This is a genomic window from Flagellimonas zhangzhouensis (genome assembly GCF_900102925.1).
Taxonomy (GTDB): Bacteria; Bacteroidota; Bacteroidia; order Flavobacteriales; family Flavobacteriaceae; genus Flagellimonas; species Flagellimonas zhangzhouensis.
In genome coordinates, this window is the sequence record NZ_FNKI01000003.1 from 95,044 (window position 1) to 111,167 (window position 16,124).

Consider the following 16,124-nt stretch of genomic DNA (forward strand, 5'->3'; position numbering starts at 1 on the left):
TGTACTTTAAATGCAATATGGAATTTGTCCTCTAAGTATTGTTCCTATTCGAACCAATCCCGATGGATGTTCCGAAATGACTTCCCAGCTCCAATATGGAGAACATTTCAAAATTTTGGAAAGTCGGAAAAAATGGAGCCGAATACGGGTAGCTTACGACAAGTTTGAAGGTTGGGTGCCCAACAATCAAATCACGGAAGTTCCTGAGCAAGTTTATGAAGATTTGGATGCCTTGGAGTACTCTAAAATTTGTTCCGACATCATTTCTCATATCTATACAAGCGATGGCATGCTGCTACCCATTTTATTGGGTTCCATGGTGAATAAGCCCGAACTTTTAGAGCATACTTTTGAAGGAAGTGTATACGAGGGAAAAAATCCAAAGGAAGCTCTAATTGATACAGCCATATTATATTTAAAAGCTCCATTCTTAAATGGAGGAAAAACACCTTTTGGAATCGATTGTTCAGGTTTTACGCAAATGGTGTACAAGATCAATGGGTATACCTTGGGTCGAACTGCAGAGGAACAATCCAAACAAGGGGAAGCTTTAAGCTTTATTGAAGAAAGTGAACCTGGAGACCTTGCTTTTTTTGACAATAACGAAGGAGTTATAGACCACGTGGGGATTATCCTTAAGGACAATTATATCATCCACGTGAACGGTCATGTACGGATTGATAGAATAGATCACACAGGTATTTTTAATACGGACGAAAAATTGTACACCCACCAACTTCGGGTCATCAAAAAGATCATATAAAAAAAGCCTCAACAATGTTGAGGCTTTTTATTTTGTTTGAGAGTTTCTTATTCTCCCAATAGCTTTTTAATTCTCATGAAGTTTTCGGTATCACCCAAAGCTCCATAAATATTTTTCAACTGAGTCAATACACCTTCGTTATCTGGGTTAGATTTAAGTGCATCTTCCAAAACAGTTGCTCCTTCTCTAAACAAATCATCCTTTTTATTCTTTAGCTCATCGTATTTAGCGATGTCTGCTTTAGAGGTACCTAGAGAATTCATTTCATCGATAAGTCCGTTACCTTCATTCACATAAGTGGTAGAAAGGTTTAAAAGGGCATTGATGTAACCTGGATCTACAGCCAAAGCTTTTTTGTAAGCATCTCTTGCAGCTTCCAAGTTTCCTTGCTCCATGTTGATTACACCGATGTTGTACAACAAATCTGGGTTGTCAGGAGCCATTTCAGAAGCTTGTCCCATCAATTCCACAAACTTGTCCTTGTCGCCCATGGCGTAGTAAAGGTTAGCTTCACCCAAAACCAAGTTTACATCGTTTGGATCTACAGCTCTAGCATCAGAGTAGGCAGCAAGAGCTTTTTCATTGTCGCCCATTTGCTGATAGATCATTGCGATGTTCTTAACGATTTCTGGTCTTTTGGAAGGACTTACTTCTTCTTTTGGGTCTTTGTGGGTACCCGCTTTTACGTAAAGGTCACGAGTGGCTTTGTCCATAGTAACAGTCTCTCCTGTTGCAACATCAACAGCTGTATAAGAAACTGAACTACCATCGTACTTAATATCTTTTAGCTCGTTGTAGTATTTCAAAGCTGGCTCATACTCTTGGGCATTTACCGCACTACTTGCTGCATAGTAAAGATAAATTGTATCCATTGGACTCAACTTATAGCTCATGTACAACTTTTCAGCCGCTTCCATAAACTTTTTATTGTTGTTGTCCTCTACAGCAGAATTTACCAAGTCAGCAGTCATTGCAGACATTTGTTCTTTGGCTACTCCTGTGTATTTTTCTTTACCACTTGCTTCTTCAATAGAAACAACTTTTTGAAAAGCTTCTACTGCTGGCTCAAAAGCTGATGCATCACCTTTTTTTGCCAAATCATAGTTTGCATTTCCCAATACTGCGTAATACTGTGCCTGCATTCTCTCATCTGCACTTCCAATAGTGGATGAAGCACTTTCCAAAGATGCCTTGGCTGCAGCCGCGTCACCTTTCTTCAATGCCTTTTCCGCCTCCTTGATTTCATCCTTCTGGGCGAAACCCATCACGGAAACCCCTAAGGCAAGTACTAATAAAACTTTAGTTTTCATGTTTAAAAAGTAATTATTGATTTAGTGTATATCGATTTATTAATTATTCTTCGCTCTTGTCATTATCAATTGCCGTGCCATCTTCACCTTTCACTTCAATGTCCATGATGTCAGTTTCTTCTATCGGATCATCTTCTTTCATGACTTTGGCAACTGCTGCAATGGAATCTCCATCCCTTAAGTTGATCAAACGAACACCTTGAGTGGCTCTACCCATTACTCTAAGATCTTCCACGCTCATTCGAATCGCAATACCAGATTTATTGATGATCATAAGGTCATCGGTGTCGGTTACATTTTTAATGGCTACCAATCCTCCAGTTTTGTCGGTGATAGAAATGGTTTTTACACCTTTTCCTCCCCTATTAGTTACGCGATAATCATCCAAGTTGGATCTTTTACCATACCCATTTTCTGAAACAACCAAAATGTCATCCTCAAAATTGTGCACGGAAACCATTCCAATTACCTCATCTTTATCATTCGCCAAAGTGATTCCTCGAACCCCTGATGCATTACGACCCATTGGTCTGGTCTTGGATTCTTCAAAGCGGATGGCTTTACCAGATTTTAAACCAAGGAAAATTTGACTTGTTCCTGTGGTCAATTTGGCTTCCAATAGTTCATCCCCATCTTTTACAGTAATGGCATTAATACCATTTTGACGTGGTCTTGAATACTGCTCCAAAGAGGTTTTCTTCACCGTACCTTTTTTGGTGGCCATAATTACGTAATGACTGTTCACGTAATCCTCATCTTTCAAATCTTGGGTACAGATAAAGGCTTTCACCTTGTCTTCTGACTCAATATTGATCAAGTTTTGAATGGCTCTACCTTTTGATGTGCGGCTACCTTCTGGGATTTCGTAAACCCGCATCCAGAAACATTTTCCGTTTTGCGTAAAGAACAACATGTATTGGTGGTTGGTTCCCACAAACAAATGCTCCAAGAAATCCTCGTTTCGGGTTGAAGATGCTTTTTGACCTACACCTCCCCTATTTTGGGTTTTGTATTCGGACAATGGTGTTCTTTTGATGTAACCAGCATGCGAAATGGTAATCACCACTTGCTCATCTGGAATCATATCCTCAATGCTCAAATCACCACCTGCGTAGTTGATCTCAGATCTTCTTTCGTCACCATATTTATCTTTTACTTCCAACAACTCATCTTTGATGATCTGCATTCTACGCTCTTTCTTGTCGAGAATGTCTTTCAAATCTTCGATGGTCTTTAAAAGTTCGGCATGCTCTTCACGAAGTTTATCCTGCTCCAGTCCTGTAAGCTGACGCAAACGCATCTCCACAATGGCCTTGGCTTGGATTTCGGTCAACTTGAATCGCTCCATCAAGCTGTTACGCGCTTCATCCACATTGGCGGATCCACGAATAATCGCAATTACTTCATCAATATTGTCCGAAGCAATAATCAATCCTTCAAGGATGTGCGCACGATCTTCGGCTTTTTTAAGCTCGTATTTGGTTCTACGAACCACAACCTCATGTCTATGCTCTACAAAATGATGGATAATTTCCTTCAGGTTCAACAACTGAGGTCTACCATTCACCAACGCAATGTTGTTCACACTGAAAGATGATTGTAGCGCAGTGTATTTATAAAGGGTATTCAGAACGATATTTGGAATGGCATCTCGTTTCAAAATGTAAACGATTCGCATCCCTTTTCTATCGGACTCGTCTCGGATGGAGGCGATACCTTCAATCTTCTTATCATTAACAAGGTCGGCAGTCTTTTTGATCATATCCGCCTTGTTCACCTGGTAAGGAATCTCTGTTACAATGATGCACTCCCTACCTTGAACTTCTTCAAAAGAGGCTTTGGCACGCATTACAACGCGACCTCTACCCGTATGGAACGCCTCTTTTACACCGTCATAACCGTAAATGATTCCACCTGTTGGAAAATCGGGAGCTTTAATGTGAGAAATCAGCTCCTCAATTTCAATATCGTTGTTGTCGATGTAGGCAATTGTACCATCCACCACTTCAGATAAATTATGAGGCGGCATATTGGTTGCCATACCTACCGCAATACCAGAAGCTCCATTCACCAATAAATTGGGAACTCGTGTTGGCAACACAGTTGGTTCTTCAATGGTATCATCAAAGTTCAATTGATGATCAACAGTATCTTTATCAATATCTGCCAACATTTCGTCGGCAATTTTGCGCATTTTCGCCTCTGTATAACGCATTGCTGCAGGGCTATCCCCATCAACAGAACCAAAGTTACCTTGGCCATCAATGAGCATATACCTCAAACTCCATTCTTGGGCCATACGCACCATGGTATCATACACTGATGAATCACCATGTGGGTGGTATTTACCCAAAACTTCCCCAACAATACGGGCAGATTTTTTATGTGAACCGGTGGACCTTACTCCCAGTTCATGCATACCGAAAAGTACTCTTCGGTGTACAGGTTTAAGTCCATCACGAACATCTGGCAGGGCACGTGACACAATGACCGACATTGAATAATCAATGTAGGCAGATTTCATCTCATCCTCTATGTTGATAGGAATTAACTTTTCTCCTTCCGCCATGCTTATTTGTTATTAATTTTTTGTGGTTAAATTATCATGGCAATATACAGAAAATAGCAGCCTTTATAATGGTTTGCTCGTGTTTTATTAAAAAAATTATCAACATTATCCACAAGGACCCATTTACGATAATAAACCTTTGTTAAATCCATAAAATAACCACCATATTTCCGACATTTACCACTACTTTATCGAATAAGGGTACGGTATTTGACCACCATAACAATACTTTTATTAATTTTAATTGCTGAAAAGGAAACGTATGGACGATAATTTTTCCCCAAGAGTAAAAGACGTTATAGCATACAGTAAGGAAGAGGCCCTAAGATTGGGCCACGATTTTATTGGTACGGAGCACCTGATGCTAGGTCTTTTGAGAGATGGAAATGGCAAAGCCATTAATATATTGGACGCTCTCGACGTTGACTTGGAACACCTACGAAGAAAAGTAGAGATTCTAAGTCCGGCAAACCCAAATACAGGAACGATTCAGAAAGACAAGAAAAACTTGCATCTGACCCGCCAAGCTGAGCGCGCCCTAAAAACTACATTTTTGGAAGCCAAGCTTTTTCAAAGCTCATCCATTAATACTGCACACCTGCTGCTATGCATTCTTAGAAACGAGAACGATCCAACCACAAAGTTGCTTCACAAATTAAAAGTGGACTATGACAATGTGAAGGAGCAGTTCAAATCTATGATCACAAGTGATGATGATTATATCGATTCCCCTCAAGCGGAATCTTTCCCTGGTGATACCGACGATACTGGTGATGACAAGGAAAGTACCTTTGGTGGAAGCGGTGCAGCACAAAAAGGCAACAAAAAATCCAAGACTCCTGTTTTGGACAACTTTGGCCGTGACTTGACCAAATTGGCCGAGGAAAATAGATTGGACCCTGTAGTAGGTAGAGAAAAAGAGATTGAAAGGGTATCCCAGATATTAAGTCGTAGAAAAAAGAACAATCCATTGTTGATTGGTGAACCAGGTGTGGGTAAAAGTGCCATTGCTGAAGGTTTGGCGCTTCGCATCATCAACAAAAAAGTATCACGAATCTTATACAACAAGCGCGTTGTAACCCTAGATTTGGCTTCTTTGGTAGCTGGCACAAAATACCGTGGCCAGTTTGAAGAGCGAATGAAAGCGGTAATGAACGAGCTTGAAAAGAATGACGATATCATACTTTTCATTGACGAGATTCATACTATTGTGGGTGCTGGTGGAGCAACAGGAAGCTTGGATGCTTCCAATATGTTCAAACCTGCATTGGCAAGAGGTGAAATTCAATGTATAGGTGCAACTACCCTTGATGAATACAGACAGTACATTGAAAAAGATGGTGCTTTGGAACGTCGTTTCCAAAAAGTAATGGTGGAGCCAACCACTGTGGAAGAAACCATCGAAATTTTGATGAACATCAAAGGCAAATACGAAGAACACCACAACGTAAATTATACCGACGATGCCATTGTGGCCTGTGTAAAATTGACCAACCGTTACATGACGGACCGTTTTTTACCAGACAAGGCCATTGATGCGTTGGATGAAGCAGGTTCAAGAGTTCACATTGTAAACATGGACGTTCCAAAGCAGATTTTGGAATTGGAAAGTCAGTTGGAAGATGTTCGAGAACTGAAAAATAGCGTTGTTAAAAAACAGAAATACGAAGAAGCTGCCAAACTTCGCGACGACGAAAAGCGTCTGGAAAAAGAATTGGCAGTAGCTCAAGAACGCTGGGAAGAAGAAAGTAAATTGCACAGAGAAACGGTATCTGAGGATAACGTTGCCGATGTGGTTTCCATGATGAGTGGAATTCCAGTAAATCGTATTGCACAAACCGAAAGCAACAAATTGGCCGAATTACCTAATCTTATTAAAGGTTTTGTAATCGGACAAGATGAAGCAGTTGCCAAAGTGGCCAAGGCCATTCAACGTAACCGTGCAGGATTAAAAGACCCGAACAAACCCATTGGTTCTTTCATATTTTTAGGGCAAACAGGGGTTGGTAAAACCCAATTGGCCAAAATTTTGGCTAAAGAACTTTTTGATTCTGAAGACGCGCTTATCCGAATTGACATGAGTGAATACATGGAAAAATTCGCCATTTCAAGATTGGTAGGTGCACCTCCAGGATATGTAGGTTATGAAGAAGGTGGTCAATTGACTGAAAAAGTACGCCGCAAGCCTTATTCCGTAGTTTTATTGGATGAGGTAGAAAAAGCGCACCCAGACGTGTTCAACATGTTGTTACAAGTTTTGGACGATGGTTTCTTGACCGATAGTTTAGGTCGCAAAATTGATTTTAGAAACACTATCATCATCATGACTTCCAACATCGGAGCAAGACAGTTGAAAGATTTTGGACAAGGTGTTGGTTTCGGAACTGCTGCCAAAAAAGCGCAGGCCGACAGCCATCAAAAAGGAGTTATCGAAAGTGCTTTGAAAAAGGCCTTTGCTCCAGAATTCTTGAACAGAATTGATGATGTAGTGGTCTTCAATCCGTTGGAAAGAGAAGACATCCACAAAATCATTGATATTGAATTGAACAAATTATTCAATAGAATTAAAGATATCGGTTATGACCTTAATCTTTCTGATAAGGCCAAAGACTATATAGCCGATAAAGGTTTTGATAAGCAATACGGTGCTCGTCCATTAAAAAGAGCTATCCAAAAGTACATTGAGGATGCATTGGCCGAAGAGATTGTAAATTCAAAATTGGAAGAAGGCGATAGCATTTTCATGGATTTGGATGAAGCCAAAGAGGAACTCACCATTGCCATTAAGAAAACGGAAAAATCTTCCGAAGCTGAAAAATAAAACCGTAAAACACTGAAAAAGAAAAGCTGACACTAGTCAGCTTTTTTTATGCATAAATGTACCGTACACACGATAATTTAGCAGTTAATCTATTATTTTTCCGCTCACCTACCAATCCAAGTACTTTCGTTAACGAGACACTATAATTACACTTGGGGATGAAATCAACTTCGACAAAGAAGACTGTCGTTGTGCGTGAGTACAATTTAGACATTGGGACTGTTCAGGTTTTTGATGATTACATGGTTGCTTCATTTGATGAAGGCGCCACCGTTACATTAGAAAGAACGTACCAGGTCATCGGCATTTCAGAAATACATTTTAGAGATAAGGATTTTGGGTATATCAGCCTGAGAAAAAACTCTTATGCCATTGATCCCACGGTCTACAACTACGTGAGAGGGTTAAAAAATCTGAAAGCATTCGCCATTGTTTCCAAGAAAGAAATTGACATGCACAATTTCAAAATTGAGAAAATGTTCTACAAAAAACCCATGGAGTTCTTTATAGAATATGATAATGCTTTGGCTTGGGTTAAGAAAAGACTCAGCAGTAGCAAAAAGTCAAAATCTTAATTATTTTCTTGCGCATTCTGTTCAGGTTGTCGAAACAATTCTGAATATGCACTTCCTATATTTTCAATAATTTTTGAAGCTTTGGTTGCTTCGTATCCAAGCGTTGATGCAGCCAAATCACCTGCCAAACCATGCAGATAAACACCAAAAATTGTAGCTTCCAAAGGTGGATAGCCTTGTGCTATTAATCCAGTAAGCATTCCTGTGAGCACATCGCCACTTCCTGCCGTTGCCATACCAGGATTCCCTGTAGTGTTCACATACCCTTTATCCTTATAAATAATTATGCTGTGTGCCCCTTTGATAACCACCGCCACATTATATTGGCTTGAAAACGCCTTAGTTTTCTCCAGTTTTTCAAAATCTGAATCCCATTTACCTATTAAACGTTCCAATTCTTTAGGATGAGGAGTCAATACTGACAGCTCAGGAACATCCTTCAATAGTTCAGGATTTTGGGATAAGATATTCAACCCATCAGCATCAATCACCATTGATGCGGCAACACTTTTTAATAAGGCACCAAAAGCTGAAGCCGTTTTTTCATTTAAACCAATACCAATTCCCACTCCTATTACAGTAGGTTCAAAAGGCAATTCAATTTGAGATATGTTTTCTTCATCCGAATCCGTCAACACCATAACTTCTGGTATTGCTGTTTGAAGTGAATGATATCCACATTTGGGGACATAAGCCGTCACCAAACCACTTCCTACACTTAAACAAGCATTACTGGCCAACTGAACAGCACCAATTTTACCATAACTTCCTCCTACAATCAAGGAATGGCCATAAGTCCCTTTATGGGAAAACTTAAGTCTTGGACGATATAGTGGCAAGACTTCTGGCCTACCAATCAATTCAAAGTCCGTGTCTGTTTTGGAAAGATATTCTTGATCCAGACCAATATCCAATACCTCCCATTGATTTACATAGATACCTGTTTTGGGCAAAAAGAAAACCAATTTCGGCACCTGAAACGTCAACACATAACTCGATTGAATCACATGAGATGGATCCCATGGCTCCCTATCCATGGGCAATCCAGATGGAATATCAACAGAAAGCACAAAAGCTTGGGATGCGTTGATATGTTGAATCAGTTTACCCAACCAAGGTGCGGGAGGCCTGTTCAATCCAATCCCAAAAATGGCATCAACAATAATATCGTTGGGCGATAGTTCGGGCATCTCGATAGATTCATTGATAAAATCTGGCCATACCTCTGCCTCTTTAAGTCGGTTTAAATTCAAAAGGAAGTCCTCTGACCTCTTATCACTATAATTTACCACATAAACTTTGGTGGAATAGCCATGCTCGTGCAACATGCGCGCCAAGACCATCCCATCTCCCCCATTGTTCCCTATGCCACAAAACAATACAATATTGACTTGAGTGCCCCTCAACCTCGAATGCACCCACTCAAAAAGCTGGGATGCAGCCCTTTCCATAAGCGCCTCGCTCGTAATCTGCTCTTTTTTAATTGTGGATTTATCAGCTTCATAGATTTGTTGGGCGGAAAAAATTTTCATTCGTCAATAAAAATTGAGGATTTGTGTGAATTTGGCAAAAAATCTCATCAACGATTTGATGAAGTAATCAAAAGTACTACATTTATCCCCTCATTAGATAATAATGCAAGCAAAACAAACGGATATTACATTGGGTTGGGTGAACACTGCTTCATCTATCTTCACCATTAACATCACCACCCCTTTGGGGTAATTCTGCTATATATAATTCCGTCCGTTTTTTCATTTTATTACTACATCTTACAATAACATTTCATCATGAAAGTCTTAAAATTTGGAGGCACTTCCGTAGCCAATCCAGAAAATATAAATAAGGTCAAATCCATTCTTGGCAATCAAGCGAATGAAAAAATCGCAGTAGTGGTTTCCGCTTTTGGAGGAGTTACAGACCTTTTGCTTTCCGCCTCAAAATTGGCGTCCCAGCAAGATTTAAACTTTAAAAACAGTCTGGCAGAAATTGAAGACAGACACATCTCCACCATTAAGGAATTGATTCCCGTTACTTCACAAAGTGGTGTGCTGAGCAAAATCAAGAGCGAATTAAACACTTTGGAAACTTTATTGGAAGGCGCTTTTTTAATTGGGGAACTTACTCCTAAACTTTCCGACAAAATAGTGAGCTACGGGGAATTGTTATCCTCTTATATCATCAGTGAGTTTTTGAAAGCCGAGGGATTGGATGTTGCTTTCAAGGATAGTCGGGAACTGATCGTAACCGATAATAATTTTGGAAAAGCCAATGTAGACTTCAAAAAGACCAATACCCTTTGCGAAGCTTATTTTGCCAATAACTCAAACCAAATAACCATACTTCCTGGATTTGTAGCATCTAGCAGCACTGGAAACTCCACTACTTTAGGTAGAGGTGGTTCCGACTATACCGCTGCCATTATTGCTGGTGCGGTAAATGCCGACATTTTGGAAATTTGGACTGATGTAAGCGGGATGTACACGGCCAATCCAAAATTGGTAAAGCAAGCCAAATGTGTGGCCAATATCAGTTACGAGGAAGCCATGGAGCTTTCCCACTTTGGCGCAAAGGTGTTGTATCCACCAACCATTCAACCTGTTTTGGGAAAAGAAATCCCAATTGCCATTAAAAATACATTCGACCCAGAAAGTCCAGGCACTTTGATTGCCAAAAACAATAATGGTAATGGTAAAACTGTCCGCGGCATCAGTCATGTTGGGAATATCAGCTTACTTTCTTTGGAAGGTCCTGGTATGATCGGAATCCCAGGCATCTCCAAACGTTTTTTTGAAACGCTTTCAGTAAAGAATATCAGTATTGTTTTGATCACCCAAGCATCCTCCGAACATTCCATCTGTGTGGGTATTGCCGATGAAGACGTGGATTTGGCTGCCGAAGCTGTGAACGAAACTTTTGAATACGAGATTTCGACAAAAAAGATAAAACCAGTTATCCTTGAAAAAGATTTGACCATTGTGGCTTTGGTCGGCGATAATATGAAAAGTCACCAAGGTTTGAGTGGTAAAATGTTCAGTACCCTTGGAAAAAACAACGTGAACATTCGTGCTATTGCCCAAGGTGCTTCGGAGCGAAATATTTCCGCTGTCATCAAAAAAGATGACGTCAAAAAAGCGCTCAACTCATTACATGAAACTTTCTTTGAGGAGAACATCAAGCAATTGAACCTCTTCGTGATGGGTGTTGGTAACGTAGGCTCCAAATTCTTGGACCAAATCCGCCAGCAGAAGAAATATTTAAAGGATGAGCTTAAGCTCAATGTTCGGGTCGTCGGAATCAGTAATTCCAGAAAAATGGCCTTTGATGAAAATGGCATCTCATTAAAAGAATGGGAATCTATTTTGGGCAATGGTGAAGCTGCCGACAAAAAGGCCTTTTTCGAGCGCATCAAATCTTTAAACTACCGCAACAGCATTTTTGTGGACAATACGGCCAGTGCCGAGGTTTCGGAGAGTTACCCTGACTACCTAAAAAATAGTATTTCGGTGGTGACCTGCAATAAAATTGCCTGCTCTTCAGATTTTGAACATTACAAAAATTTGAAGCATTTGGCCAAACAATATAACTCACCTTTCTTGTTTGAAACCAATGTGGGCGCTGGATTGCCCATTATCGACACCTTAAAGCACTTGATTGCTTCAGGCGATAAAATTAGAAAAATACAGGCCGTCCTTTCTGGTAGTCTCAACTTTGTGTTCAACACTTTTAATGACTCCGTGACTTTTCACGATGTAGTGAAACAAGCTCAGGAACAAGGCTACACTGAACCCGACCCGACCATTGATTTGAGTGGGGTTGACGTAATGCGAAAGATTCTCATTTTGGCAAGGGAAAGTGGACACCAATTGGATATTGAGGATATTGAAAATGAACCGTTCCTACCCGAAGAAAGCTTGGAAACCAACTCCAACGAAGCCTTTTTCGAATCATTGAAAAAATACGAAGCGGACTTCCAAAAAATGTACAAAGATGCTGCTGATAAGGATTGTAAACTCAAATATGTGGCCCAGTTTGAAGACGGAAAAGCCAAAGTAGGTCTTCAGCAAATTCCAAAAGGACACGATTTTTACAATTTGGAGGGCAGCGACAACATCGTATTGTTTTTCACAGACCGATATGTAAACCAACCGTTGATTATAAAAGGCGCTGGCGCAGGTGCAGATGTAACTGCTTCGGGTATCTTTGCGGATATTGTTCGAATCGGAAATTTTTAAGCCATGGAAGAAATCAAAGTATTTTGCCCCGCGACTATTGCCAATGTCTCTTGCGGATTTGATGTGCTTGGCTTGGCCTTGGACTCGGTTGGTGATGAAATGACCGTTCGCAAGACTTTGGAAAAAGGTATTCGAATCATTAAAATCATCGGACAGGACCTACCCTTGGAAACGGAAAATAATGTAGCTGGCGTGGCAGGTTTGGCCCTTTTAGAAAAAAGTGATTACGAAGGTGGTTTCGAAATTGAAATCAACAAATTGATAAAACCAGGTAGTGGTATTGGAAGCAGTGCCGCAAGTTCCACGGGAGCTGTTTGGGCCATGAACGAATTGTTGGGCAATCCCTTTTCCAATCTGGAATTGGTGCAATTTGCCATGCAAGGCGAAAAATTAGCCAGTGATGTGGCCCATGCCGATAATGTAGCCCCTGCCATTTATGGCGGGTTCACTTTAGTGAGAAGTTACGAGCCACTCGATATTATTCCCATTCCAACACCCTCTGAATTGTACGCAACGGTTATTCACCCTCAAATAGAAATTAAAACCTCTGATTCCCGTAAAATTTTGAAAACCACCATTTCCATGAAACAAGGGATTCAACAATGGGGCAATCTAGGTGGTTTGGTTGCTGGACTTTTCAAAAATGACTACGAACTTATTGGACGTTCCTTGGAGGACCATATTGTGGAACCCATCCGTTCCATCCTAATTCCAGCTTTTGATGACATCAAGGCAAATGCACTAAAAGCAGGTGCACTCGGAAGTGGCATTTCAGGTTCTGGACCCTCCATTTTTGCCTTGAGCAAAGGGGAAGAAACAGCCAAAAAAGTGGCAGAGTGCATGAAAGAAACCTATCAAAATATCGGGGTGGATTTCGATATCCACATTTCCAAAGTCAATAGCCAAGGCGTAAAGAAAATTGCTTAACCATGAAATTCTACAGTTTAAATAACCAAAATATACAAGCTTCATTCAAAGAAGCAGTCATTGCCGGAATCGCACCTGACAAAGGACTTTATTTTCCTGAAGAAATTACTCCACTTCCTGCCGATTTCTTTGAAAACATAGATGAGTTATCCCATCATGAAATTGCATTCAAGGCCATTCATCAATTTGTAAGTGATGACATTCCAGATGAAGCCTTAAAGGACATTATTGCCAATACCTTGGATTTTCAATTTCCTGTTGTGGAAATTGAAAAAAATGTAGGCACCTTGGAACTTTTTCACGGTCCGACTATGGCCTTTAAAGATGTGGGCGCTCGATTTATGGCAAACTGCTTAGGTTATTTTTCACAGGGAGAAAAACAAGATGTAACTGTTCTGGTGGCTACTTCTGGAGATACTGGAGGTGCCGTTGCCAATGGCTTTTTAGGAGTTGATGGCGTTAAAGTGGTTATCCTCTACCCTAGCGGCAAGGTGAGCGAGATCCAAGAAAAACAGTTGACCACGCTCGGACAAAATATTGAAGCTATGGAAGTTGCTGGTACCTTTGACGATTGCCAGCGCATGGTAAAAACCGCTTTTTTGGATTCCAGCATTACGGACCATAAAAAATTGACCTCTGCAAACAGTATCAATGTGGCTCGATGGCTGCCGCAATTGTTCTACTTTTTGTTTGCCTACCAACAAGCTAAATCAAAAGGGAAAGAGATTGTTTTCTCTGTACCGTCTGGAAATTTTGGAAACATCTGTGCTGGAATGGTAGCCCAAAAATTGGGTATGCCCGTAAAGCATTTTGTGGCATCCACCAATGTGAACGATGTGGTCCCGAAATTCATGGAAAAAGGCGTTTACGAACCTGTGCCATCCAAAGCAACCATTTCCAATGCTATGGACGTGGGTGACCCAAGTAATTTTGTTCGAATTCGCCATTTGCACCAAGATAATTTGGAGCGACTTCGAGAGCACCTTTCCTCCTATTCTTTTTCAGATGAAGCAACCAGAGCCATCATGAAAGAGGTATATGCCAAAACAGGTTATGTAATGGATCCTCACGGAGCCGTTGGATATCTCGGACTCAAAGAATATCAAAAATCGAATCCAGATACCTTTGGTATTTTCTTGGAAACTGCGCATCCCGTAAAATTCTTGGATGTGGTGGAAGATACTTTAGATGTAAGCCCAGAAATTCCAGCGCAAATATTAAAGGTAATGGACAAAGAAAAAAAATCACACCAAATTGCTACCTACGAGGAATTAAAACAATACCTACTCGAAAATTAATCCAGCGTTGGCAATTTAAATGCATCCAATGGACTGGGTTGTTTCATCATGGCTTCAATCGCTTCGGCAGACCTTGGAGCCATGCCAGATAAGTTTACAGGACCATTTTCGGTAATAAGGATATCATCCTCAATACGGACGGCTATACCCCACCATTTTTTGTCACAATCGCTACCCTCTGGAATATAAATTCCAGGCTCTACGGTGATTACCTGATTGGCTTTAAAATTTTGATAGGTACCTGCATCGTGCACATCCAACCCTAAATAATGGGAAGTACCATGTGGAAAATAGGTTCTGGCCTCCTTAGGGTCTTTGATGATACCCAATTCCAATAATCTTTTGGAAACCACTTCCAATGCCGCATTGTGAGGGTCACGGAAAGATGCTCCCACTACGCTGGCCTTGATTCCAGCTTCTTGGGCATCATACACAATATCGTAAATCTCTTTTTGCTCGGGAGAGAATTTTCCGTTTGCTGGAATGGTACGAGTCACATCAGCAGTGTATCCGTGATATTCTGCACCTAAATCCATCAGCACCAAATCGTCCCCAACTTGCGTTTTGTTGTTCTCCACATAATGCAGGATACAACCATTGTTTCCACCTCCTACGATGGATGGGTACCCCTCATACTCGGCACCATAAATTTTGTAAACATATTCGTGTACGCCCTGAATTTCAGTTTCGGACATATTGGTGTGCATCGCTTTCATCACTTCGATTTGACCCACGCATGAAATTTCAACTGCTTTCTTCAAAAGTTTGATTTCTTCGGGAGTTTTATCCTGACGTAATTCTGCCATTACTTTGGGCAAAATACTAGAGTCCAAATTGGACGAACGCTGCACCACCAAAACTTTATTTTTGATGTCATCACGGATTTCATCATTGTTGGCATCCACAAAATCATTCAACAATTCATCATCCTTTAATTCTGGATATCTGTTTTGGGAACGCTCAATAGCTTTAACTATATCATCACTGTTATCGGCAGTTGCCACAGCAATTCTTTTGTACAATTGATTTCTAATAGGATTGTAATCCGCAGGATAGTTCGCTTTTATCTTGAAAGTCTTTATCAAATCAAGCAAATCAGCTGTTCCCGATTTATCGCGGTAATCATTCTGGAAATCCACGAATGAAACATTATCAAAAGAGGTAAAGTTCAATGGGAAATTTTCAAACTCGCTTCCATTAAAAACCATATCAAAGCCAAGCTTCCCTTTAACCCCTTCAACACCCAATCTTTTTCCAGTCCACTGTTCCGCTCTTGGGTCTCTTTCCTGCACATAGAAAATTTCATCAAAAGTTTTTCCAGAAGCATCAGTTTGTTTCTCAGAAAAAATAACCAAAACCGCATTAGGCTCTTTGTACCCTGTTAAATAATAAAAATTCGGGTCTTGGTGATAAAGGTAATCCACATCATTGGCACGATTACGTTCGGCATTGGCAAAAAGCACCACAGCAGTGTTGGGCGGCAACTTTTCACGAACGGCATCTCTTCGTGCTTTATGGAAATCGGCAGGTAAATAATCGGTCGGGGTATTTTGGGAAATGACCAGGCCATAATTAAGGGCGGTCAATAGCAAGCTTAGTATAATTCGGCGCATATCAATAGTTTGG

The 16,124-nt window shown here is 40.6% G+C and carries 10 protein-coding genes; 6 read left to right on the forward strand and 4 right to left on the reverse strand.

All coding sequences use genetic code 11. The features are described from left to right. The first annotated feature begins 10 nt into the window (after nt 1–10). The gene (locus BLQ18_RS13980; RefSeq protein ID WP_090297882.1) at nt 11–763 is read left to right on the forward strand and encodes a C40 family peptidase; all 753 of its coding nucleotides are present in this window, start codon (nt 11–13) and stop codon (nt 761–763) included. 47 nt (nt 764–810) lie between these two features. On the opposite strand, the gene BLQ18_RS13985 is transcribed toward BLQ18_RS13980, so the two are convergent. Then, entirely contained in the window at nt 811–2,073 is a 1,263-nt protein-coding gene (locus BLQ18_RS13985; RefSeq protein WP_090297885.1) for a tetratricopeptide repeat protein, read from the reverse strand. Between the two features lie 43 nt (nt 2,074–2,116). After that, nucleotides 2,117–4,642 (reverse strand): DNA gyrase subunit A, encoded by a 2,526-nt coding sequence (gyrA, locus tag BLQ18_RS13990; protein WP_090297887.1) that lies wholly within the window; start codon nt 4,640–4,642, stop codon nt 2,117–2,119. Nucleotides 4,643–4,904: 262 nt separating this feature from the next. Between gyrA and BLQ18_RS13995 the strand changes: the two genes are divergently transcribed. Together BLQ18_RS13995 and BLQ18_RS14000 are read left to right on the forward strand one after the other, a co-directional pair. After that, nucleotides 4,905–7,463: an ATP-dependent Clp protease ATP-binding subunit gene (locus BLQ18_RS13995; RefSeq protein ID WP_090297890.1), complete on the forward strand. Its 2,559-nt coding sequence runs from the start codon at nt 4,905–4,907 to the stop codon at nt 7,461–7,463. A 158-nt stretch (nt 7,464–7,621) separates the two neighbouring features. Further along, nucleotides 7,622–8,038 carry an STAS/SEC14 domain-containing protein gene (locus BLQ18_RS14000; RefSeq protein ID WP_090297893.1) on the forward strand — a complete coding sequence of 139 codons (417 nt, stop codon included), beginning with the start codon at nt 7,622–7,624 and terminating at the stop codon, nt 8,036–8,038. On the opposite strand, the gene BLQ18_RS14005 is transcribed toward BLQ18_RS14000, so the two are convergent. After that, on the reverse strand, nt 8,035–9,570 hold the full coding sequence (locus BLQ18_RS14005; protein ID WP_090297896.1) for an NAD(P)H-hydrate dehydratase: 1,536 nt from the start codon (nt 9,568–9,570) through the stop codon (nt 8,035–8,037). The two genes, BLQ18_RS14000 and BLQ18_RS14005, sit on opposite strands and share 4 nt — an antisense overlap. Before the next feature lie 258 nt (nt 9,571–9,828). Here BLQ18_RS14005 and thrA point away from each other — a divergent pair, with 258 nt between their 5' ends. The 3 genes from thrA to thrC are packed head-to-tail and all read left to right on the forward strand — an operon-like array spanning nt 9,829 to nt 14,498. Then, nucleotides 9,829–12,273, forward strand: coding sequence for a bifunctional aspartate kinase/homoserine dehydrogenase I (gene thrA / locus BLQ18_RS14010; protein ID WP_090297899.1), 2,445 nt, complete (start codon nt 9,829–9,831; stop codon nt 12,271–12,273). Nucleotides 12,274–12,276: 3 nt separating this feature from the next. Then, the gene (locus BLQ18_RS14015) at nt 12,277–13,200 is read left to right on the forward strand and encodes a homoserine kinase (protein ID WP_090297902.1); all 924 of its coding nucleotides are present in this window, start codon (nt 12,277–12,279) and stop codon (nt 13,198–13,200) included. A gap of 2 nt (nt 13,201–13,202) precedes the next feature. Next, the gene (gene thrC / locus BLQ18_RS14020; RefSeq protein WP_090297905.1) at nt 13,203–14,498 is read left to right on the forward strand and encodes a threonine synthase; all 1,296 of its coding nucleotides are present in this window, start codon (nt 13,203–13,205) and stop codon (nt 14,496–14,498) included. Here thrC and BLQ18_RS14025 read toward each other — a convergent pair. Beyond that, the gene (locus BLQ18_RS14025) at nt 14,495–16,111 is read right to left on the reverse strand and encodes an aminopeptidase P family protein (RefSeq protein ID WP_090297908.1); all 1,617 of its coding nucleotides are present in this window, start codon (nt 16,109–16,111) and stop codon (nt 14,495–14,497) included. The genes thrC and BLQ18_RS14025 overlap by 4 nt on opposite strands. Nucleotides 16,112–16,124 lie beyond the last annotated feature (13 nt).